This window comes from Chryseobacterium wanjuense, assembly GCF_900111495.1.
GTDB lineage: Bacteria > Bacteroidota > Bacteroidia > Flavobacteriales > Weeksellaceae > Chryseobacterium > Chryseobacterium wanjuense.
The window spans coordinates 813,790-834,553 of record NZ_FOIU01000002.1; the positions used below are offsets into that span (position 1 = coordinate 813,790).

Sequence of the window (20,764 nt, forward strand, 5' to 3'; positions counted from 1 at the left end):
TAGGACGAATATTTATACCCTACAAATATTTTATTAAAAAAAATTAAAATTTTATAAACTTCCCGTAATCCATTTAAAGATATCACTTCCGAAGATCAGCAGCATCAATCCCAACAGGAAGATAACTCCCACCATCTGTGCGTTTTCCAACACTTTTTGAGGTACAGGTTTTCCTACAATCATTTCGTATAATGTGAATAAAACGTGTCCGCCATCCAATCCCGGAATAGGAATTAAGTTCAAAAATGCCAGCCAAACCGAGAACATCGCCGTGAATCCCCAGAACGCAGACCAGTCGATAGAAACATTTCCTTTGGCATCTTTGTTTACAGGCATATTTTTCACAATGGCAATAGGCCCTCCAACTTTTTTATACCCCTGAACTTTTTTATTGAAAATTAATTTAAATTGTTTAATCTGATACGTTAAGCTCTCAATAGTAAGCGTAAATCCTCTTTTGATAGCCCCAAAGAAATCATAGTTATTATGAACATAATATTTTTGAACTTCCTTGAAAGAAAGAATTCCGATAGTTCCATCCTTTGAAACAGGGATTTTCAGATCCGCTACCTGATTGTTTCTCAGCACCTGGAAATCTGTAACTTTTCCTGCATTCGGAACAACCAAAGGTTTTAGCTGATCGTAATATTGTATTGGTTTTCCGTTGATCGCTAGAATTTTGTCTCCAACTTTCAATCCTGCATCCATAGTAGATTTTGTAACAATGGTATCAACTACCGGAGCCATTCTCGGCGTTAAAAAAGATCTCGGCTCAGGATCCTGAAAGGCCATTGCTTTTCCGTCGTCACTCGTTGGGAATGTAACTTCTTTTCCGTTTCTTTCAACGGTAATTTCGTCACTTAATAAAACATCTAAGGCTAATTTTTTAAAGTCTTTCTGGGTTTTTCCGTCTACTTTTAAAATTTTATCACCATCCTGGAAGCCCATTTTCTTTGCAGCTTCTGTATAATGAAGAGGGATAGTGATTTTATCTGCGTCGAAAATATGTTCCCCGTTTTTACCTACCAATGCTGAAAAAATAACCCAGGCAAGGAAAAAGTTTACGGTAACTCCTCCCAACATGATAATTAGTCTCTGCCAAGCCGGTTTTGATCTGAATTCCCACGGTTGAGCCGGTTTTTTCAACTGCTCTGTATCCATACTTTCATCCACCATTCCTGCGATTTTTACATAACCGCCGAAAGGAAGCCAGCCGATCCCGTATTTTGTTTTTTCAGGATGTTTTCTCCAATCGCTGTCGGGTAATTTTGATATATCGATAGCAACTTCTTTCTTTTCTCCGTTTACTTCAATAATTTCCGTGTCCGGAAGGTTTTTAGAGAAAAGTTTATACTGCCATTTTCCATTGATTTTTTTCATTGAAAAAATTGAAAACCAAGGGTCGAAAAACAGGAAAAACTTCTCTGCTCTGGTCTTAAACCACTTTGCGGGTAAAAAGTGCCCAAGCTCATGAAGGACTACTAAAATAGAAATACTTAAAATGAACTGGAAAATCTTGATTGCTAATTCCATTAATACGTTTTATGTTTAATTTGCAAAGGTAACAATTATCAAAACTATGCCAAATAAAAAAGCTCCTCGAAATGAGAAGCTTTGTCATATAATACGATGTTTTTTTACAAATTGATCGATACTCCCAGACTGCCATTGTTTCCGACTTCTGCAAAAACGCCGATTCTTTCACTGAAAAAGTATCTGGCTCCGATGTGAGCACCCAGTCCGAAATCACTTCCCACAACGCCTACATCTATTCCGGGATAGATATCCAGCTTTTCCGGGAGTTGTAATGCATCCTTCAAATGGAAATTGAGCCTTCCGAAAACGAAAACACGGTTGTCATCATCATTATCTTTATAATTGCCAAAATAAGCATTGAGACCCGCACCTACAGAAATAAGCTTGTTTAAACCATAATCATAAGTTCCTGTAATTCCCGTTCCGTATCCCCAAGCGCTTAATCCCGCATTGATCTTCTGATCTCCTTTTCCTGTCCATGCCTGCGCATTTGCTGTCGCCCCAAAGAATATTACCATGAGCATAAAAACCAATTTCTTCATAAATTTTACTTTTTCGATATTATTACTAAAAAATATCCGCATCAAAAATAGAACCGAAATCAAAGGAAAATCGTATTTTTATTGAAGTTTTTTAACAAAGTTTATGAAAATCGCAGGACTGAATTTAGATATTGTCTGGAAAAATAAAACGGAAAATTTTCAATTGATAGAAAAGGAACTTCAGAATCAGGAAGCAGATTTGTTTCTTCTTCCAGAAATGTTTTCCACGGGATTTTGTATGGACGCCTCGGAAGTTGCCGACCGAAATCAGGAGTCTCTGGAGTTTTTAAAGAAAATGGCGAAAGAAAAAAATGCAGCCTTTTGCGGAAGCGCATCTGTGGAGGAAGACGGAAAATTTTACAACAGAATGTATTTTATACAGCCGGATTCTAAGGTCGATTTTTATGATAAAAGGCATTTGTTTTCCTTTTCGGGAGAGGATAAAATATATACTCCGGGAAGGGAAAGAATTGTGGTGAATTACAAAGGCTTCAGAATTTTATTGCAGGTGTGTTATGATCTTCGTTTTCCTGTTTTTGCGAGAAATAATGGTGATTACGACATGATTTTATATGTTGCCAACTGGCCCGAAAAAAGGGTAGGAGCCTGGGGACATCTGCTGAAAGCCAGAGCGATAGAAAATTTATCTTTTGTATTTGGGTTAAACAGAATCGGAACTGATGGAAATAATCTGTTTTATCAGGAAAGTTCGCATTGCTTTTTTGCGGATGGAAAAGAAATTTCTGAAAAAAGCGGCAATATCATTTCCGCAGAATTGAATATGGAAGAATTGAAAGATTTCAGAAATCATTTCCAGTTTTTGAATGACCGGGATTCTTTTTCGATTCAACTTTAATTAATTTCTCTTGCAGGTTAAGCGGATTTTTGTGAGTTTTTTTAATGATCCTTGTCAAGGTTTTAAACCTTGACAAGGATTATGAGAATAAATGAAGAGGTTAAAATTAAGACTAAAATTTTCTCAACCTTAGCCTGAACCTCAATATTTAAGCATATTGTTTTAAAAGCTGCGTAAGTGTATTCACATCATGCACACCACTTTCTTTCCAGAGCATTTCGCCGTTTTTGAAAATTGCCAGCGTCGGAACTCCTCGCACTCCGTATTGAGCGGCCAGATTAGGATACTGGTCCACATCTACTTTGATGATTCTCGCTCCTTCGCCTACGTTTTCTTTTACTGTATTTAAAACCGAAGACTGAACCTTGCATGGCTGACACCAGGTTGCAAAAAAATCAATTAAGACCGGTCTTTCGGAGTCAATTATTTCCTGAAATTTTTGTGACATAATTGGTTTATTTAAAAAAACACTTTAGTTTATGTAGTTTAAAATGAAATCAAAATCACTGAAAAGAATAATCAAAAATGTCGAAAAACTTTGTGTTTTTAATTGTTTTATACGGATAAACTAAAGTGTCATTACTTATTATTATTTTTCTGATGATTCTCATCCTGAATGGCTTTTACGTTCTTCCAGCTCGTGCCGTCGTAAACTTCCACTCCGTTTTTCTTTAAAATTTGTACTGCTTCATCTGCCTGAATTCCTTTATTGCAAAATACAACCACTTTTTTACCTTTCAACGACTCTGCATTATTCTGAATTTCGGCTAGAGGAATGTTAATCGCATTTTTGGCAGTTCCTTCTGCATATTGCTCTGCGACTCTCACGTCTACCAACGTCACATCCGGACTGTTGACAACTTCTCTGAGATCGGCCTTGGGAGCTTCTGGTACTGCTGCCGTTGTACAGGCGTTCAACACCAAAGTTGCAGCAATAATAATTCCAAAAATATAAACTTTCATTATTTTATTTTACAACGTTTTCGATTGGCAGACAAAATCGCTTATCGGAAATTTTTCTGTTTTTTTTATCCCGTTGAATCCTCCTTCTATTTCAGTAAAGTTTCTGATTCCGTGCGAATTAAGGATGCTTGCCGCTATCATACTTCTGTAGCCTCCAGCACAGTGTAGGAAAAAATGTTCAGAATCATCGATCGATTTTACCCAATCGCTGATCGTGTCCAAAGGCTTATTATAAGCATTATCAATATGTTCGGCAGAATATTCTGTCAGTTTTCGGACATCAATCACTTTTGAATTTTCTGTAAATTGTTCTGCAAATTCAGCCGGAGAGATTCTTTTTACTTCATCAATCTCTTTGTTGGCATTTTTCCACGCTTCAAAACCTCCTTTTAGATAGCCTAACACATGATCAAAACCCACTCTGCTTAATCTTGTGATCGCTTCTTCTTCCGTACCCTCATCAACAACCAATAAAAGCGGATGTTTTACGTCAACTATTAAAGTTCCTACCCAAGGTGCAAAATCTCCTTTTAAACCGATATTTACAGAGTTTGGAATAAATCCTTTATGGAATTCTGCCGCACTTCTCGTATCTAAAATCAAAGCTCCTGTTTCTTCTGCATACGCTTCAAAATCTTCAACGGAAATTTGGGTTAAGCCTTTGTTCATAACGTTATCAAGACTTTCGTAGCCGCTTTTGTTCATGGCAACATTCATTCCGAAATATTTGGGAGGAGCCGTCAATCCGTCCAGCACTTCTTTGATGAAAGATTCTTTGTCCGGTTGGTTTAAGGCATAATTTGTTCTTTTCTGATTTCCTAAGATGTCAACAGTTTCTTTCTGCATATTTTTTCCACAGGCAGAGCCCGCGCCATGAGCCGGATATACCGTAATACTATCGTCCAAAGGCATAATTTTCGTGTGAAGGCTGTCGTATAAAATTCCGGCAAGATCTTCCTGGGTTAGATTCGTGGCTTTCTGGGCAAGATCGGGTCTTCCGACATCTCCTAAAAATAGAGTATCTCCCGTGAAAATTGCAGTTTCTACCCCATTTTCATCGATAAGAAGGTAAGTTGTACTTTCCATCGTATGACCGGGTGTGTGAAGCGTTTTAATTTTTACTTTTCCGATTTCGAAAATCTGGTTGTCCTCGGCAATGATTGCTTCAAACTCAGGTTGAGCAGTGGGTCCGTAAACGATCGGAGCGCCTGTCTTTTTACTTAAATCCAAATGTCCCGAGACAAAATCTGCATGGAAGTGTGTCTCAAAAATATATTTTAAAGTTACATTGTCTTTCTCTAAACGGTCCAGATAAGGTTTTACTTCTCTCAATGGATCAATGATCGCTGCTTCATTTTCTGATACGATGTAGTAGGCGCCCTGTGCAAGGCAGCCGGTATATATTTGTTCAACTTTCATTTCTTCTGTAACAGTTTTGTTATTTTCAATATACAAAAATCGTGTTTATTTTTTTAAATTAAGCTAAAATAAAGAATCTATAACAATAGAATAAATCTATAAAGTCTTTATTTGTTTTAATTAAACTTCCACGATTCAAAATTTTTCAGTGCTAAAATAAACATATTCACAAGAATTGCTAACTGAAATTAATCATGCTTAATTTCTATGCCGGATATTTTCCAAAAACTTTTATATTTATAAGTTAAAAAAATCAAATGGCAGACAAAACACAATTTATTAATGAACTGAATGCAAGATACACTCCGAAAGGAGAGCATATTATATTAGGAAAAGGAATGCTGGACGGAGAAATTGTTCCTGAAGTAAACGTTACCATTCCTTTGAAAACTATTAACCGTCACGGCCTTATCGCAGGAGCGACGGGAACGGGGAAAACCAAAACGCTGCAGGTTTTTGCCGAACAGCTTTCCCATGCGGGAATTCCTTCACTGGTTTTAGACATCAAAGGCGATTTTTCAGGAATTGCAGAAGCGGGGACGGAAAATGCAGCAATCCAGGAGAGATATGCCAAGACACAGCTTCCTTACAATCCGCAGGCTTTTCCGGTAGAATTGATGACGATTTCCGGGGAAAGAGGTGTGAAGCTGAGAGCTACGGTTACCGAATTCGGACCTGTTTTATTAAGTAAAATTCTGCAATTGAATGAGACCCAGCAAAGTATCATGTCAATTGTTTTTAAATATTGTGATGATAAAGGACTGCCTTTAATCGACCTTAATGATTTGAAGAAAGTTTTGCAGTACGTCACCGAAAATCCTCAGGGAAAAGCAGAACTGGCTTCTGATTACGGATCTATTGCTTCCGCTTCTTTGGGCGCGATTTTAAGATCGATCGTGGCACTGGAACAGCAGGGAGCTGCCAGTTTCTTTGGAGAATTAAGCTTTGATGTTCACGATTTGCTGGAAACAAGAGACGGAAAGGGAGTGGTGAATATTTTAAGAGTTGCTGATATTCAGAGTAAGCCGCAGTTGTTTTCGACTTTCATGTTGTCACTTTTTGCAGAAATTTACATGACCTTTCCTGAAGAAGGGGATAGCGGAAAACCGAAATTGGTTTTATTTATAGATGAGGCCCATTTGATTTTTGATGAATCTTCAAAAGCATTGGTTTCACAAATCGAAACAATGGTAAAGCTGATTCGTTCAAAAGGAGTCGGGATTTATTTTATTACCCAGATTCCGGGGGATGTTCCCGAAGCGGTGTTGTCTCAATTGGGATTAAAAATACAGCATGCGTTGAGAGGTTTTACAGCAAAAGATAAAAAAGAGATTTCGAAGGCGGTAGAAAATTATCCGACGACGGAATTTTATGATGCTCCAACATTAATTCAGAATTTAGGAATCGGGGAAGCTTTTATAACGGCGCTTGATGAAAAGGGAATTCCGACACCGTTGGTTCACACGTATTTAATTTCTCCGGAATCCAGAATGGATGTCCTGAATGATGCGGAAATCACAGAGCTTACCAACAAATCGGCGTTGGTTGCAAAATACGAAAAGCTGGTAGATAATGATTCTGCTTATGAAATTTTAGTAAGAAGAATGGAGGAAGCGGCTCAGAATGTGGCGCCGGATCAAAAATCGAGGCCGGTGAAAGAAGAACCGGGTGTGTTTGAGCAGGTATTGAAGAGCAGCGCAGGAAGAACTTTTACCAGTACATTGATGAGAGAGGGAGCAAAAGCTATCCTTGGAATGCTGGGATTAGGAGGGGGAAGAAGAAGATAAAAACATATTTTTTCTTATTTTAGCGGGATCGTCGGTATTTTAAGTGGAATTTATCCATAAAATTTATTATATTTAGTTTATAGCAAATGCTTAAGCTTAAATTAAAATTTTAATCAAAAATAAAGTTGTATAAATTTAAATGTATTCAATAATTGATATAGAAAGTAATGGTGCAGGTTACAGAAAAGAATGCATTATAGATATTGCCATTTACAGATATGATGGTCAGAAGATTGTAGACCAGTTCATTTCGCTTGTGAATCCGGAAAGTGATATCACTCCTTTTGTGCAGAAACTGACCAGTATCACCCCAAAAATGGTAAAAACTGCCCCGAAATTCCATGAAATTGCCCGGAGAATCGTTGAAATTACTCAAAATACAACATTAGTCGGACACAATATCGATTTTGATTACAGAATGCTCCGCCAGTCTTTCAATCGCCTGGGTTATGATTTTAAAATCAATACGTTAGATACAATTCCTTTAGCGAAAAAACTAATTCCGGATGAGGTAAGCTATTCTCTGGGGAAACTGGTAAAATCGTTGGGAATTCCTTTGACAAACCATCACAGAGCGGAAGGCGATGCCCGTGCAACGCTGGAACTTTTTAAATTATTGGTTTCAAAAGATACGGAAAACGAGATCATTCAGAAGCAGCATGAGGAAACAAATGCGAAAACGTATATCAACAAAATCAAGGTGTTAACACAAGATCTTCCGAACGAGAAAGGATTTGTGTATTTCCAGGACGAGGAAGGAAAAATTATTTTTTCGGATCACGTTCAGGATATTAATAAATTTTCTAAAAAAGTTTTTAATTCCAAGTCTAAAAGATGGGAGACAATTCAGCAGACGGTTGAGCAGATCAATTTTGAGCTTACCGGAACGGATATTATTGCCAAATTAATTTTAAATTCGAAAGGCATTAAGAAAAGAGAAGTCCTTCCGTTCGGACTTTACCACCGGAACAATAAATATATTGTTGAAAAAAATAAGCTGAATAAAGCTGAAAAACCGATTCTGAAATTCAAATCTTTCACGCAAGGTTCGAAAGCAACACAATTTTTCGGAAAGATTGAGGAATACAGCGATCTCACTACTTTCAAAAAGAAAATCGATTTCAAAAAAAGAAATGAACTTTGGCTCGGACAGGGAAGAAAGTTGGGCGAAAAATTATTCTTAATAATAGAAAACGGGAAGGTAACTTCTTATGGTTTTTACGAGCTTTTTACCCAAATCCAGACATTGAGCAAATTGTCTAAATTAAAAATCGACCTCCTTTTCCAATCCACAGATTTGAATAATGAGCTACAGTTGGCATTGCTTCGTGGCGATTTTGAGACGCTGCCACTGCCGAAATAAGTAATCTTTTATCAGTTCTGTAATATCTTCTCCAAAACAATGAAAATTTGGACTCAATAAATTGCGCAATCTATTATCAATATTGCATTATTATTGATTTTAACCATATTGGTTTTAATTGGAAATTATTTAAATCAATAAAATAAAAAACTTTTAAAATATTCTAAAAAAGCATTTTATTCTGTTAAAGTTAAATTAAAAGAATAATCTTCTATGTGATTGATTTTAAATTATAAACAATTTCTTACTACCTTTGCATTTTCTTATTAACAAAAAAGAAGTTTACTTTATTAATTATGAATTCAAAAGAATTGTTGCAGATTGCCAATGAGTTTGGCACACCGGTGTACGTTTATGATGCTGAATCTATTAAAACTCAATATGAGAAACTTACATCTTCTTTTTTAAAACACACTAAGTTCTTCTATGCTGCGAAGGCTTTGACAAATATTAATATTCTTAAGTATGTCAAGAACTTGGGTGCTTCTTTGGATTGTGTATCGATTAATGAAGTGAAACTTGGACTAAAGGTTGGATTTCCGAAAGAGAAAATATTATTTACACCCAATTGTGTAGATCTTGCTGAAATTGAAGAAGCAATGCAGTTTGGAGTGCACATTAACATCGATAATATTTCTATTCTTGAGCAGTTTGGAAACAAATTCGGGAATACTTATCCGATTTTTGTGAGAATCAATCCGCATATTTTTGCAGGAGGTAATTATAAAATTTCAACAGGTCATATCGATAGCAAATTCGGTATTTCCATTCACCAGCTTCGTCATATCGAGAGAGTGATGAAAACAACGAATCTGAATGTTGAAGGTCTTCACATGCATACGGGAAGCGAGATCAAAGATCCTGAAGTTTTTTTACAGGCTTTGGATATCATGCTTGAACTTTCCGAGCATTTCCCGAATCTGAAATATCTGGATATGGGAAGCGGATTCAAAATCCCTTATCAGGACACTGAAGAGGAGACGGATGTAAAAACGCTGGGTAAAAAAGTAGAAAAAGTAATCTCTGAGTTTTCAAAATCTACAGGTAAAAAATTCGAGCTATGGTTTGAGCCGGGTAAATTTTTGGTTGGAAAAAGCGGTTATCTATTGGTAAAAGCTAATGTCATCAAGCAAACGACGGCTACTGTTTTCGTGGGAGTGAATTCCGGATTCAATCACCTGATTCGTCCGATGTTCTACGATTCTTATCATGTTATTGAAAATTTATCCAATCCAAAAGGGGCGGAAAGAATTTATACCGTAGTCGGAAATATCTGTGAAACAGATACTTTTGCATGGGACAGAAAACTGAATGAAGTAAGAGAAGGCGATATTTTGGCATTCCACAATGCGGGTGCTTACGGTTTTGAAATGAGTTCAAACTTCAATTCAAGATTAAAGCCTGCAGAAGTATTATTCCTGGATGGAAAAGCTCATTTGATCAGAAAAAGAGATGAGTTTGAAGATTTATTGAGAAACCAGATTGAGGTATTGTAGATAAATTAGAATAAATATTTAAAAAGAAACTTCGCCTAACAGTGAGGTTTCTTTTGTTTTTGATGTAATTTTGTTTTGTTTAATCGATAATAATAAGCTTATGAAAACACTAGCATTATTTATAGGTCTTTTTGTATCAAATTTTGCCTTTGCACAATTCGATGTCGAGGAAAGGGATGATAACATGATCACGGAAAACAACAAGAATATTTTAAAAATAGATATCAAAGAGCCATTGTTGCAGGTTGCGGTTAAAAACTGTAACGACTTTAAAGCAGCAAGTTTTGAAGGCGGAATTCCTGTTTACAAGGAAACATTAAGAAAATATATGTACGATTACCTGAACACGGAATTCTATATTTTAAACGGCGATTTTACATTCACCCTTACAATAGACCAGACCGGAAAAGTCACCAATATCGAAGGTTCTCCGAAAGTTGCCAATAGTGAGGTATTCTTTGATGATATGAAATACGTTGTAAGAAGAATCAAGAAAAACTGGACGCCCGCGATGTGTAACGGACAGCCCGTAACATCTCAAGTGAAAATAAAAATGAACTTGTCTTCTATTGCGACGGATGTGTAGAAACGACTTTTTATTAACCATGAAAAAATACTTTTTAATCTTATTCTTATTACTTTTGAGTGGTAAGGCATTCTCACAGGAAACTGCTGTTCAATCACAGGAAACCGGAAATAATTATCAGAAAGCGGAATTTCCGGGTGGTGATGAGGCTTTTCAACAAGAATTTATGAATATGGTATATTCCTATATCGATATGGCTTTATATGCAATTCAGGGACAGGTGACCTTCATTTTTAATATTGATACTAAAGGAAAAATCAACAAAATTGATGTTCTTCCAAAGTTCAAAAACAACGAAATGTTCATCGATGATATGAAATATGCCGCCAAAAAAGTGAAAGGTAAATGGAGCCCAGCCACAAGAAATGGAATTCCTGTAGATTCTAAGTTTGTGATGAAGGTTAATTTTAAGCATAATACATATGATCATGATTAAATTTAATATTCATAAAATCAAGATAAAATAACTTCTGCCATTCTGTCACAAGATTTTGTATCTTTGCAAATTCAAAGAATTCAAAGTTTAATGTTTTAAAGTTAGGAGCTGCATGGCAAATACACTTTAAACCTTAGACTTTAAACCATAAACAGACACTATCGTGCAAGAAAAATATATAGACGAAACAAAACAGGGAGAAGCTTTTGCGATTGCGGAAAAAGCGGGAAACTCTAAGAAATTATTCTTGGAGAGCTATGGTTGTCAGATGAATTTCTCAGATTCTGAGATCGTTGCGTCGATTCTTAATGAACAAGGTTACAACACCACCCTTAAAGTGGAAGAAGCCGATCTTATTCTTCTTAATACATGCTCTATCCGCGAAAAAGCTGAGCAAACCGTGAGAATGCGTCTTTCCCAGTTCAAAAACCTGAAAAAAGAAAAACCGAACATGACAGTCGGTGTTCTTGGCTGTATGGCTGAAAGGCTGAAAACCAAATTCTTAGAAGAAGAACAATTGGTTGACCTTGTGGTAGGACCGGATGCATACAGAGATTTACCCAATTTGTTAAAAGAAACTGAAGACGGAAGAGATGCCATCAACGTAATTCTTTCAAAAGAAGAAACTTACGCAGATATCAATCCTGTTCGTTTGGGTGGAAATGGTGTTACAGCTTTCGTTACCATTACGAGAGGTTGTGATAATATGTGTACATTCTGCGTTGTTCCGTTTACAAGAGGTCGAGAAAGAAGCCGTGATCCACATTCTATTTTAGAAGAATGTAAAAGCCTTTGGGAAAACGGGTATAAGGAAATTACCTTGTTAGGTCAAAACGTAGACTCTTACCTTTGGTATGGGGGCGGACCTAAAAAAGATTTTGCAAAAGCATCAGAAATGCAGAAGGCAACAGCCGTTAATTTTGCTCAGTTGCTTGATTTAGTGGCTAAAGCTGTTCCGGAAATGAGAATCAGATTCTCGACTTCCAATCCTCAGGATATGAGTCTGGATGTATTCAAAATGATGGCGAAGCACGACAATATCTGTAAATACGTTCACCTTCCGGTTCAGAGCGGAAGCAACAATATGCTGGAAGCCATGAACAGACAACATACGCGTGAAGAATATTTAGAATTAATTAGAAAAGCGAAGGAAATTGTTCCTGAAGTGGCTTTTTCTCAGGATATGATCGTTGGTTTCTGCAACGAATCTGAGGAAGATCACCAGGATACATTAAGCTTGATGAAAGAAGTAGAGTATGATTACGGTTATATGTTTGCATATTCAGAAAGACCGGGAACTCCGGCTCACAAGAAAATGGAAGATAATATTCCTGCAGATGTGAAACAGAGACGTCTGGCGGAAGTAATTGCTTTACAGGGCGAATTGTCCAGAAAACGAATGAAATCATATGTTGGAAAAACACACAAAATTTTAATTGAAGGAATTTCCAAAAAGAATAAAAACCAATGGAAAGGAAGAAATTCCCAGAATGCGGTTTGCGTTTTCGATATGCTGGAAGGACAAAAAATTGGTGACATTGTGGACGTTTTTGTGTTTGACAATACGCAAGGCACGCTTTTAGGGGAAACAGTAAAAAACTAATTGGCTTATTCGCCTTAAATAATTAAATAAAAAATTATTATCAATATTAAAATAAACTCAGACAATGGAAAAATTTCATAAATATTGCCTAAGTGTATTGTTGGTAATAATCTGCAGTAATATTTCGGCGCAGATCAGCAACGGATCTGTGGATAGTGAAGATTGCAAGCAGCTGTATGAGCTTTACAATCAGTTTTTAAATCAAAATTGTGAGCGTCCTCAGGAGTTTTGCGTAAAACAAAATCTGGGATATCATTTTGCGATACATGATAAACAGAATGCAATTGATGTTTTTGGAAAACCTTCAGGGAAACCGCAATTTAATTCTTTCAATAATAAAACAGGAGCCGGTTTTTCTGAAAAAGAAAAGCACAACCAGCTTCTGCAGAACTTCGAGAAAAACAGTAAAGAAAACCTCTTTGCTGATATTTTATATTTTAAAACTAAAGTTTCAAAGGTCAGAAACAAAGATTATTTAGAGGTAATTGGTTAAAAAAAAGACAAAGCAATTTTTAAACTAATTAACAGACCTGCAGCTTATAAATGCAGGTTAAACTTAAAATCAATAATCTAAATTTTATGAGTACCGAGTTACAAAATATAAAAAACCGTTTCGGAATTATCGGAAATTTTCCGGCTTTAAATCGTGCTTTGGAAAAAGCAATTCAGGTGGCACCCACAGATATTTCTGTCCTGGTGATCGGAGAAAGTGGGGTGGGTAAAGAATTTATTCCGAAAATCATTCATTCAGAATCCAAAAGAAAACATCAGCCGTATATTGTCGTAAACTGTGGTGCAATTCCGGAAGGAACCATCGATTCAGAATTGTTTGGTCACGAAAAAGGAGCATTCACGGGAGCTACGGCAACCAGAAAAGGGTATTTTGAAGTAGCAGACGGCGGGACGATTTTCCTTGATGAGGTAGGAGAGCTGCCTTTGCAGACGCAGGTTCGTTTGTTGAGAGTGTTGGAAAGCGGCGAATTTATGAAGGTAGGTTCTTCACAGGTTCAGAAAACGAATGTAAGAATCGTTGCCGCGACCAATGTTAACATGATGAAAGCCATTCAGGATGGGAGATTCCGTGAAGATTTATACTATCGTTTGAATACGGTGCAGATCGATATGCCGCCTTTGAGAGAAAGAAAAGGCGATATTCATCTGTTATTCAGAAAATTTGCGATAGATTTTGCTGAAAAATACAGAATGCCTGAACTGGAATTGGAGCCAGGCGCAGTGCATTATATCGAAAATTATACTTTCCCGGGAAACATCCGTCAATTGAGAAATTTGGTAGAACAAATGACCGTGGTGGAAAGAAACAGACACGTAAGCGTTGAAAAACTCGCAGAGTACATCCCGATGGAAACTCATCTTCCGATGGTGGTAAATACTCCGAATTCCCAAAAACAAAGCGATTTCAGCAGTGAAAGAGAAATCATGTACAAAATTCTCTTTGATATGCGAAACGATATTAATGATTTAAAATCCTTAACTTCGGAATTGATAAAGAATCGCGGAACTTCTGATCTGAGCAATCATGAGAAAAATTTGATTAATAGAATTTATACTCCTGAAACCCAGCAGAATGTAGCGCCGAATTCTCTGTTGTATTTTGAGAATAGTAGTAATAATGATGCTCCTGTAATTCAGAATCCGACCATTATTTCAAGTCCGGAAGAGAGCTATGAAGATATCGAAGATATTGAAATTGAGGAAAACAGACCGGAATCTTTATCTCTTCAAAATAATGAAAAAGATCTCATTATCAAAGCATTGGAGAAGCATAAGGGACGCAGGAACAAAGCTGCAGACGAATTGGGAATTTCACAGAGAACATTATACAGAAAAATAAAACAATATAACCTCGAAGAATAAAAAAAATTAATTATGATGAAAATTAGCGCAAAGCCAATCAATTTTAAGTTCAATGATTACTTGAGCAACGGATACGAATTTTTAAAGAATAATTTCGGAAACCTGTTTGTCGCGTTTTTACTTTGCATTGTTATGTCGATCATCCCGTTTTGCAGCTTTTTAGCAATTGGGAATTTTTACAAATACTGCAGAAATTTGAAAGCGGGAAGACAGGCAAGCCCTGGAGATATCTTCAATTTTGACGATTTCATGGCATATTTCGTGTTACAGCTTATCCTTATTGGGGCAGTTTTGCTGCTATGTTTTCCCATGATGATCTTTATGCCTGTTGCAGCAATGGCCAACGGAGGAGAACCTTCTGCGGGATTGCCGATATTTGTGGTGATTTATATGATTGCTATGTATATCGTAATCTTAATCGTTTCACTTAAAGCATTTTATATGATAGGATTAATATCTTTAGGTGGAGTAAGAGATATCAAAACAGCATGGCAGATGTCTTCAACAATGTCAAAAGGAAATTTATTGTCAATATTCTTATTTTCACTTGTTGTGAGTATTCTTGGGCAATTGGGGATTTTAGCCTGTGGTATCGGTCTTTTCCTTACATTGCCATTTGTACATACCTCTCATTATTTTGCTTATGAAGATGCACTTCAGCAAGTCGGAAATGACGAAATAAAAGAAATCGGATCTAAAAATGAATTTTAAAGTTAAAAATATCAAAATCAAACAGCCAAAATTTTCATGGCTTTTATTGTTGTGTTTAGGAGTTCTGCACTCTTGCTACAGTTTTACAGGATCATCTTTAACGGATGAAAAAACTGTGCAGATCAACGAATTTCCAAACAATGCTGCTTTGGTGAATCCTACATTATCACAGCAGTTTTCTACCGATATTCAAAACCGATTTTTACAAAGAACAACCTTAAAAGGAACAAAGGAAAATCCTGATATTCTGATTGAAGGGGAGATCACAGATTATTCGATCACGCCTACAACGATCAGTTCCACAACAGTTCCGACAAATTCCGGAGGAACGATTCAGGAATCTCAGAATAAACTGACAATCACGGTGAAAGTACATTATGAAAATAAACTTCACCCGGATTCAAGTTTCGACAGAACATATTCTGATGAAGCTGTTTTCAACAGCAACTTGTCGCAGTCTGAGATTGAAAGCTCTCAGGTGAAAATAGCGACAGACAGAATTATAAATAAGATTTTTAACGACATCGTAGCGAATTGGTAAAATGAATCATAGAGTTTTAGAATTATTAAAGGCCCCAAAAAACATTCAGTCAGAGGATCTAGATCTTCTGAAAGAGGAGATTAATTCTTTCCCCTATATTCAAAATATCAGAGCTTTATACTTGTATGGAGTGCATCTTCATGATAAAGAAAATTATCAGAAAGTACTTTCTACAACGGCTGCTTATACCACCGATAAAAAAATTCTTTATCAGTTAATTAATGGTAAAATCCAGCAAAAACCAAAGCCTGAAATTCAACCGGAACTGGCAAAGGAAAAGATAATTCCTACCGAAAATCCGCTTAAAGTTTTGTATCAGTCAAAAGCTACCGGTTTCCCGATAAAAAGGGAAGAACCGCAGCATACGGAAATTCAGCCTGAAATTGTTGAAGAACCAAAAGCTCAGACAGCCGATCCAAAAGAAGAATCCCGCATACATCCGGATCCAAAACCGGAAATCAAACATCTGTATGTAAAAGGAGAGCGAAACAGGATTTTATTTGAAGGTGAAGAAGACTTCCTGGATGATGATACTGTTGAAACTATTGATCTTGAATCGACATTGGAATCCGGGTCAATCGTTACTCAGAAAGCCGAAATAAAACAGGAAAATATTCAGCCGGAAGAAATCTCTGCTGAAATTGCAAGTAAAGATGAAGCTGAAGAGATTGAAGAATTCACTCCTGAAACCATTATTGAAGAAGAAAAAATAGCTTCTGAGGCTGAAAAAGAAGAAATTTTAGACGAATCTCAGTTAAGTTTTCATGAAACTGCATCTTTTATGGCTGAAAATCAGATTGATGAGGTTGAAGAGGAAAAGGTTGAAGTTAAGGCAGACAATATAATTAAAGCCGAAGAAACAGCAGATTTCACTCCTGAAAAAATCATTAATGAAGATAAAATTTCATCGGAAGAAGAGGAAAAATCTGTTCGTGATGATGAAGAACTAAGTTTTCATGGAATGGAATCTTTCTTACCTGAAGTAAAAATTAATGCTAATGCTGAAGAAGCAAAAACAGAAATTCCCAAAACCAGCATCAACAAACACGAAGACGAAATGCGTCGTCTGATCGAGGAGGTTGAGAAAAAAATGAAGGAAAAAGCGGCTTCTCAGGAAATTAAAAAAGAAGAAGAATCAGAAGATATCGGGCACGACATCAGTTTTGCAGAAACTCAAAGTTTTGAAGTAAAACCCATAGAGCCGGAAGCAGAAAATAGAGTTGAAACTGTTCAGCCTGAAGTTGTTGAAGAGCCCCAAAAAGAAATTATTGCAGAGAAAAAAGAAACTCCAAAAGAAGAAACTCCAACCGAAGCGAAATCTACTTGGAAACCAATGTCTTTTGAATCTAATCTTCCGGATTCTCTACTCAATAAATCAGCAGAAACTCCTCAGCCAAAAGCCGAACCCGTTGTTCCTAAAACGGAAATTGTAGAAAAGGAAACAGAAAAAAAAGAAGCTCCAAAACAGGAAGAAATTTTACCTGAAGTTGAAGAAATTCCTGAATTTACCAAAGATAAATCCGAAAAGTTTGAGGAACTTACAGAAGAACTTCAAATTGACAAAGAAGCACCTATCATAGAAGAAACTTCTGAGAAACAAGAAGTTCCGGTGATGAATGTGTCTTTTTTTGGATCCGATATTGCAAAATGGATGACACCGGAGCCTGCAAAAGAGGAACAAACGGAACCTGAAGAAAATGTAAATACAACAGAAGAAATTCCTGCTAAACCAGAAGCCGTACAACCAACTCCTTCGGACAGCAATATTCCGGGATTCATCAACACGTGGCAAAGCTGGCTGAAAATCGACAGAACTCCTGAAAACGAAAAAGAAAAGCTGGAAGTAAAGAGCAAAGTGATTGAAACTTTCATCGAGAATAATCCAAAAATCAGTCAGTTAAAAGAAGAAAGCAGTTTCGTTGTAAGGGAAAAAGGAGACGATATTTCACATTTAATGACTGAAACGTTGGCGAATCTTTATTTTGAACAGAAATTGTATACAAAAGCCATCAAAGCATTTGAAACCCTGATCAGAAAGACGCCTGAAAAGAAAGCGTACTACGAAACTAGAATCCAGGAAATAAAAGATTTTAGAACTAAAGGATAAGATTGATCATAATGAATATTTTAGTAATTACACCTTTCGAAATAATATTTGCAGCCATTGCAGTGATCGTATTATATATTTCAGCCATTACGGTTTTATTTAAAACAAAATCAGGTATTTTGCCTTATTTGGCACTGATTCTTTTTCCGGTGATTGGCCCTTTGGGAATCATTTTCGGAAATCAATTAAATAAAACAAAATAAAAATAAAAGCGGCGGAAATTTTTCCGCCGCTTCTTTTATGTATGATCGATTACATCTTTATTACGCCTTAATTTTCGCCAAGCTTTTCGCCCTACAAAAATAACAACTATTACCAATGCAATGGCACAAATCCCAGCGATAATGGGGGCTGCCATTGCCAAAACAGACATAATTCCCGCTCCTGCAGTTTCCGTAGTTCCCACCACAGAATTTCCCAGTCCGCCCGTCGTAGCAGTCGATGCCGCCCGAATTCCTGCAAATCCCGAACTTATGGTTGCCGCCGTTCCGCCTCCCGCAATCAGAGCCAATGCCCACTGCGGAAACGTTCCTAAATCTGCAAACTGACTTGCAAATAAAACAGATCCCGCAACAGTAGCCATCGGAACCGAAACCGTATCCAGCAAATGATCGACAAAAGGGATGTAATACGCAAGAATTTCCACGATGGTCGCAATTCCTGTAGTAATTAATGTTGGAAGTCCGGCAAGCCATTCAAAATGCTCATTCATGGGAATCCAGTGAAGATAAGAAGCCAGGCTTACGGCAAACATCGGAAGAAAAACCCGGAAACCCGTTGCAGCAGCCAAGCCGATGCCAATAAATGCACTTATCACATAAGGTAAATAAGGAACGTTGTCTAACATATTAATTTTCAGATTTGTTTTTTATAAAGTTACAAAAAATAAATTCTCAAAATCAACAAGAGATCATTAAAAAAATAACCACAATCATCTGTAAAAATCAGTGTAATCTGTGGGGGGAAAAATAACCACAAATTTTTCGAAAATAAAATAAACTAAGGTTTTTTCTGAGCCTGACAAAGCTTAATAAACTGTTCCTGAACATCCTGAAATTTCTCAGGCATTTCCGGAGAAACCCAAAAAAGCATCGCCATCGTCTTGTCGCCAAAAGTTTCTTTAAACAGATCTTTATTCAGACGGTAACATTCTCTCAGAAGTCTTTTTATACGATTTCTGTGAACGGCTCTTTTGAAATATTTTTTAGAAACGGAAACCGCAAATTTTGTACTTTCGATCGGTACCGTCGGTTTATTTTTAAGGATAATAATTCTCAAATTCCCATTCGTTTTCCATTTACCTTTTTCGAAAAGTAAAGTGATCTCAGCATTTTTTTTGAGTTTTTCGGCTTTGGGATATTTGAAATTTGTCATTTACGGAGTGTAAATATAAGGGAATTTTATTTGTTTGGAAGATGCTTCGAGAACTTTAGCGTGACATCGTTAACAAATTAACCGCTAAAAAAACAGTTAGCATTAGAAATGTCATGCCGAGGCTCTCGAAGCATCTAAATGTTATAATTTTAATCTTTTTTAATTAAATGATTAATAACTTCCGCTGCTGCATACAACCCAAAAATCGCAGGAATAAAGCTGATCGTCCCGTAAAAAGATCTTTTATAGTTGGTTCCGTCTGTCATTTTCAGGCTGTCTTCATTTTGAAGCTCATTAGAAAAAACGCAACGAATTCCTTTGTTTATTTTTTCTTTTTTCAGCCTTTTTCTTACCTGTTTGGCAAGATAGCAATTGTGGGTTTTACTGAGATCCCTTACCATCACCTTGCTCGGGTCGCTTTTTCCGCCGGCGCCCATAGAACTTACTACTTTTATTTTTCTTCTTCTTGCAGCGATTAATAAGGTTAATTTTGGTGTTACACTGTCGATACAGTCAAGAATATAGTCAAATTTTCCTTCATCTAAAATCTGGTGCATTCTTTCGGGATTCAGGAATTCATTGATTTTGGTTAAGTTAAGCTTCGGATTAATATCTAAAAGTCTTTCGGCAACCACCTCTACTTTGTGCATTCCTACGGTGGAGTGTAAAGCGGGTAACTGTCTGTTTATGTTGGTGATATCAACAGTGTCTCCATCTACGATGGTCATATTTCCGACGCCTGCTCTTGCCAGAAATTCGGCAGCGAAGGAACCTACACCACCCAAACCGACAACAAGTACTGTCGCTTTATTCAACTTTTCCAATCCTTTTTCCTTGATAAGAAGCTCCGTCCTTTCCAGCCAATATTTATCCATTTTTTATCGTCTCTAAATTTTCTAAGATTTGTTTATTTAAATTTTCCAGAGAAATTTCCTTTATTTCAGATACTTTCCGGTACAATTCTTCGATATTGAAATCTTCATTGTCTGTTTCTAAAAAGATTTTGTCTAAAGGAGTAATTTTCAAAGTATTTTGCAAAGATAAATTATACAAAACAGCATTTCCAAAACTCAGATAAAAATTATTTTTAAGCAAATCTTCCGCAATACTTTGTTTTTTATTAAAACCATGAATGATCATCGGTTGTTTGGCGAATTTTTTAAAGGAAATCACCTCATAAAATTTTCGTACACAATGAATGATCACAGGCTTTTTCACTTCATTTGAAATGGTAATCTGCCTTAAAAAAACATCTCCCTGGATTTTCTGGTCAATTTCTACAAAAGAATCCAACCCGCATTCTCCGATGGCAAAACAATTTTCCGTAATGTTTGATTCCAGCCAATTGAACTGATTTTCAAGATCATTCACCTCAATATCTTTCGGATGGATGCCGATTGAATATGGAGAATCCGCCGGAATGCCCTTCCAATCGAGGTTGTAGATTCCGCAAGAAATATTTTTTTTATGATGATGAAAATCAAAAAATTCCATTTTCAAAAATACTATTAATTTAGAATTAACGTAAATTTCTTAAACAAACGTTTATAAATCTGTTAAAAATTTCTT

22 protein-coding genes are annotated in these 20,764 nt (G+C 36.5%); 13 read left to right on the plus strand and 9 right to left on the minus strand.

Annotated features, from left to right (window positions below; all coding sequences use genetic code 11):
• Nucleotides 1–51: 51 nt before the first annotated feature.
• Nucleotides 52–1,533 carry an RIP metalloprotease RseP gene (rseP, locus tag BMX24_RS15515; RefSeq protein WP_089794281.1) on the minus strand — a complete coding sequence of 494 codons (1,482 nt, stop codon included), beginning with the start codon at nucleotides 1,531–1,533 and terminating at the stop codon, nucleotides 52–54.
• Nucleotides 1,534–1,637: 104 nt separating this feature from the next.
• Nucleotides 1,638–2,078, minus strand: coding sequence for a DUF6646 family protein (locus BMX24_RS15520; RefSeq protein ID WP_089794283.1), 441 nt, complete (start codon nucleotides 2,076–2,078; stop codon nucleotides 1,638–1,640).
• 103 nt (nucleotides 2,079–2,181) lie between these two features.
• Here BMX24_RS15520 and BMX24_RS15525 point away from each other — a divergent pair, with 103 nt between their 5' ends.
• Nucleotides 2,182–2,934: a nitrilase family protein gene (locus BMX24_RS15525; RefSeq protein ID WP_089794285.1), complete on the plus strand. Its 753-nt coding sequence runs from the start codon at nucleotides 2,182–2,184 to the stop codon at nucleotides 2,932–2,934.
• 148 nt (nucleotides 2,935–3,082) lie between these two features.
• Here BMX24_RS15525 and BMX24_RS15530 read toward each other — a convergent pair whose 3' ends face one another.
• From BMX24_RS15530 to BMX24_RS15540, 3 genes are all read right to left on the minus strand, one after another.
• Entirely contained in the window at nucleotides 3,083–3,382 is a 300-nt protein-coding gene (locus BMX24_RS15530; protein ID WP_089794287.1) for a thioredoxin family protein, read from the minus strand.
• A gap of 131 nt (nucleotides 3,383–3,513) precedes the next feature.
• The gene (locus BMX24_RS15535) at nucleotides 3,514–3,897 is read right to left on the minus strand and encodes a rhodanese-like domain-containing protein (RefSeq protein WP_089794289.1); all 384 of its coding nucleotides are present in this window, start codon (nucleotides 3,895–3,897) and stop codon (nucleotides 3,514–3,516) included.
• A 9-nt stretch (nucleotides 3,898–3,906) separates the two neighbouring features.
• Nucleotides 3,907–5,316 (minus strand): MBL fold metallo-hydrolase, encoded by a 1,410-nt coding sequence (locus BMX24_RS15540; protein WP_089794739.1) that lies wholly within the window; start codon nucleotides 5,314–5,316, stop codon nucleotides 3,907–3,909.
• A 257-nt stretch (nucleotides 5,317–5,573) separates the two neighbouring features.
• Between BMX24_RS15540 and BMX24_RS15545 the strand changes: the two genes are divergently transcribed.
• The 12 genes from BMX24_RS15545 (at nucleotide 5,574) to BMX24_RS15600 (ending at nucleotide 18,024) form a co-directional block, all read left to right on the plus strand.
• Nucleotides 5,574–7,103 carry a helicase HerA-like domain-containing protein gene (locus BMX24_RS15545; RefSeq protein WP_089794291.1) on the plus strand — a complete coding sequence of 510 codons (1,530 nt, stop codon included), beginning with the start codon at nucleotides 5,574–5,576 and terminating at the stop codon, nucleotides 7,101–7,103.
• Between the two features lie 139 nt (nucleotides 7,104–7,242).
• Entirely contained in the window at nucleotides 7,243–8,466 is a 1,224-nt protein-coding gene (locus tag BMX24_RS15550; RefSeq protein ID WP_089794293.1) for a 3'-5' exonuclease, read from the plus strand.
• Between the two features lie 296 nt (nucleotides 8,467–8,762).
• Nucleotides 8,763–9,962 carry a diaminopimelate decarboxylase gene (lysA, locus tag BMX24_RS15555; protein ID WP_170835725.1) on the plus strand — a complete coding sequence of 400 codons (1,200 nt, stop codon included), beginning with the start codon at nucleotides 8,763–8,765 and terminating at the stop codon, nucleotides 9,960–9,962.
• 100 nt (nucleotides 9,963–10,062) lie between these two features.
• Nucleotides 10,063–10,548 carry an energy transducer TonB gene (locus BMX24_RS15560; RefSeq protein ID WP_089794297.1) on the plus strand — a complete coding sequence of 162 codons (486 nt, stop codon included), beginning with the start codon at nucleotides 10,063–10,065 and terminating at the stop codon, nucleotides 10,546–10,548.
• A gap of 19 nt (nucleotides 10,549–10,567) precedes the next feature.
• Nucleotides 10,568–10,984 (plus strand): energy transducer TonB, encoded by a 417-nt coding sequence (locus BMX24_RS15565; protein ID WP_170835726.1) that lies wholly within the window; start codon nucleotides 10,568–10,570, stop codon nucleotides 10,982–10,984.
• Nucleotides 10,985–11,147: 163 nt separating this feature from the next.
• Nucleotides 11,148–12,587: a tRNA (N6-isopentenyl adenosine(37)-C2)-methylthiotransferase MiaB gene (miaB, locus tag BMX24_RS15570; RefSeq protein WP_089794301.1), complete on the plus strand. Its 1,440-nt coding sequence runs from the start codon at nucleotides 11,148–11,150 to the stop codon at nucleotides 12,585–12,587.
• A gap of 64 nt (nucleotides 12,588–12,651) precedes the next feature.
• On the plus strand, nucleotides 12,652–13,080 hold the full coding sequence (locus tag BMX24_RS15575) for a hypothetical protein (protein ID WP_089794303.1): 429 nt from the start codon (nucleotides 12,652–12,654) through the stop codon (nucleotides 13,078–13,080).
• Between the two features lie 86 nt (nucleotides 13,081–13,166).
• The gene (locus BMX24_RS15580) at nucleotides 13,167–14,462 is read left to right on the plus strand and encodes a sigma-54 interaction domain-containing protein (RefSeq protein WP_089794741.1); all 1,296 of its coding nucleotides are present in this window, start codon (nucleotides 13,167–13,169) and stop codon (nucleotides 14,460–14,462) included.
• A gap of 12 nt (nucleotides 14,463–14,474) precedes the next feature.
• A complete protein-coding gene (locus BMX24_RS15585; RefSeq protein WP_139176860.1) occupies nucleotides 14,475–15,173 on the plus strand; it encodes a DUF2975 domain-containing protein in 699 nt (232 codons plus the stop codon).
• Nucleotides 15,163–15,714, plus strand: coding sequence for an LptE family protein (locus tag BMX24_RS15590; protein ID WP_089794307.1), 552 nt, complete (start codon nucleotides 15,163–15,165; stop codon nucleotides 15,712–15,714). Before BMX24_RS15585 ends, BMX24_RS15590 begins: the two co-directional genes overlap by 11 nt.
• Before the next feature lies 1 nt (nucleotide 15,715).
• Nucleotides 15,716–17,821 (plus strand): hypothetical protein, encoded by a 2,106-nt coding sequence (locus BMX24_RS15595; RefSeq protein ID WP_089794309.1) that lies wholly within the window; start codon nucleotides 15,716–15,718, stop codon nucleotides 17,819–17,821.
• 11 nt (nucleotides 17,822–17,832) lie between these two features.
• On the plus strand, nucleotides 17,833–18,024 hold the full coding sequence (locus BMX24_RS15600; protein WP_089794311.1) for a hypothetical protein: 192 nt from the start codon (nucleotides 17,833–17,835) through the stop codon (nucleotides 18,022–18,024).
• Between the two features lie 35 nt (nucleotides 18,025–18,059).
• Here the strand turns inward: BMX24_RS15600 and BMX24_RS15605 are convergent, their stop codons facing one another.
• The 4 genes from BMX24_RS15605 to BMX24_RS15620 all read right to left on the minus strand — a co-directional run bounded on the left by BMX24_RS15605 (nucleotide 18,060) and on the right by BMX24_RS15620 (nucleotide 20,689).
• On the minus strand, nucleotides 18,060–18,668 hold the full coding sequence (locus BMX24_RS15605) for a DUF4126 domain-containing protein (protein ID WP_089794313.1): 609 nt from the start codon (nucleotides 18,666–18,668) through the stop codon (nucleotides 18,060–18,062).
• A 152-nt stretch (nucleotides 18,669–18,820) separates the two neighbouring features.
• Nucleotides 18,821–19,195 (minus strand): ribonuclease P protein component, encoded by a 375-nt coding sequence (rnpA, locus tag BMX24_RS15610; RefSeq protein ID WP_089794316.1) that lies wholly within the window; start codon nucleotides 19,193–19,195, stop codon nucleotides 18,821–18,823.
• 149 nt (nucleotides 19,196–19,344) lie between these two features.
• Nucleotides 19,345–20,070, minus strand: a complete 726-nt coding sequence (locus BMX24_RS15615; protein ID WP_089794318.1) for a tRNA threonylcarbamoyladenosine dehydratase — start codon at nucleotides 20,068–20,070, stop codon at nucleotides 19,345–19,347.
• On the minus strand, nucleotides 20,063–20,689 hold the full coding sequence (locus BMX24_RS15620; RefSeq protein ID WP_089794320.1) for a TatD family hydrolase: 627 nt from the start codon (nucleotides 20,687–20,689) through the stop codon (nucleotides 20,063–20,065). Before BMX24_RS15620 ends, BMX24_RS15615 begins: the two co-directional genes overlap by 8 nt.
• Nucleotides 20,690–20,764: the final 75 nt, after the last annotated feature.

Excerpts from the sequence above, each read along its gene's own strand:
- rseP (WP_089794281.1), bottom strand. The coding sequence starts at position 1,533 with ATGGAATTAGCAATCAAGATTTTCCAGTTCATTTTAAGTATTTCTATT.
- BMX24_RS15520 (WP_089794283.1), bottom strand. The coding sequence starts at position 2,078 with ATGAAGAAATTGGTTTTTATGCTCATGGTAATATTCTTTGGGGCGACA.
- BMX24_RS15525 (WP_089794285.1), top strand. The coding sequence starts at position 2,182 with ATGAAAATCGCAGGACTGAATTTAGATATTGTCTGGAAAAATAAAACG.
- BMX24_RS15530 (WP_089794287.1), bottom strand. The coding sequence starts at position 3,382 with ATGTCACAAAAATTTCAGGAAATAATTGACTCCGAAAGACCGGTCTTA.
- BMX24_RS15535 (WP_089794289.1), bottom strand. The coding sequence starts at position 3,897 with ATGAAAGTTTATATTTTTGGAATTATTATTGCTGCAACTTTGGTGTTG.
- BMX24_RS15540 (WP_089794739.1), bottom strand. The coding sequence starts at position 5,316 with ATGAAAGTTGAACAAATATATACCGGCTGCCTTGCACAGGGCGCCTAC.
- BMX24_RS15545 (WP_089794291.1), top strand. The coding sequence starts at position 5,574 with ATGGCAGACAAAACACAATTTATTAATGAACTGAATGCAAGATACACT.
- BMX24_RS15550 (WP_089794293.1), top strand. The coding sequence starts at position 7,243 with ATGTATTCAATAATTGATATAGAAAGTAATGGTGCAGGTTACAGAAAA.
- lysA (WP_170835725.1), top strand. The coding sequence starts at position 8,763 with ATGAATTCAAAAGAATTGTTGCAGATTGCCAATGAGTTTGGCACACCG.
- BMX24_RS15560 (WP_089794297.1), top strand. The coding sequence starts at position 10,063 with ATGAAAACACTAGCATTATTTATAGGTCTTTTTGTATCAAATTTTGCC.
- BMX24_RS15565 (WP_170835726.1), top strand. The coding sequence starts at position 10,568 with ATGAAAAAATACTTTTTAATCTTATTCTTATTACTTTTGAGTGGTAAG.
- BMX24_RS15575 (WP_089794303.1), top strand. The coding sequence starts at position 12,652 with ATGGAAAAATTTCATAAATATTGCCTAAGTGTATTGTTGGTAATAATC.
- BMX24_RS15580 (WP_089794741.1), top strand. The coding sequence starts at position 13,167 with ATGAGTACCGAGTTACAAAATATAAAAAACCGTTTCGGAATTATCGGA.
- BMX24_RS15585 (WP_139176860.1), top strand. The coding sequence starts at position 14,475 with ATGATGAAAATTAGCGCAAAGCCAATCAATTTTAAGTTCAATGATTAC.
- BMX24_RS15590 (WP_089794307.1), top strand. The coding sequence starts at position 15,163 with ATGAATTTTAAAGTTAAAAATATCAAAATCAAACAGCCAAAATTTTCA.
- BMX24_RS15595 (WP_089794309.1), top strand. The coding sequence starts at position 15,716 with ATGAATCATAGAGTTTTAGAATTATTAAAGGCCCCAAAAAACATTCAG.
- BMX24_RS15600 (WP_089794311.1), top strand. The coding sequence starts at position 17,833 with ATGAATATTTTAGTAATTACACCTTTCGAAATAATATTTGCAGCCATT.
- BMX24_RS15605 (WP_089794313.1), bottom strand. The coding sequence starts at position 18,668 with ATGTTAGACAACGTTCCTTATTTACCTTATGTGATAAGTGCATTTATT.
- rnpA (WP_089794316.1), bottom strand. The coding sequence starts at position 19,195 with ATGACAAATTTCAAATATCCCAAAGCCGAAAAACTCAAAAAAAATGCT.
- BMX24_RS15615 (WP_089794318.1), bottom strand. The coding sequence starts at position 20,070 with ATGGATAAATATTGGCTGGAAAGGACGGAGCTTCTTATCAAGGAAAAA.
- BMX24_RS15620 (WP_089794320.1), bottom strand. The coding sequence starts at position 20,689 with ATGGAATTTTTTGATTTTCATCATCATAAAAAAAATATTTCTTGCGGA.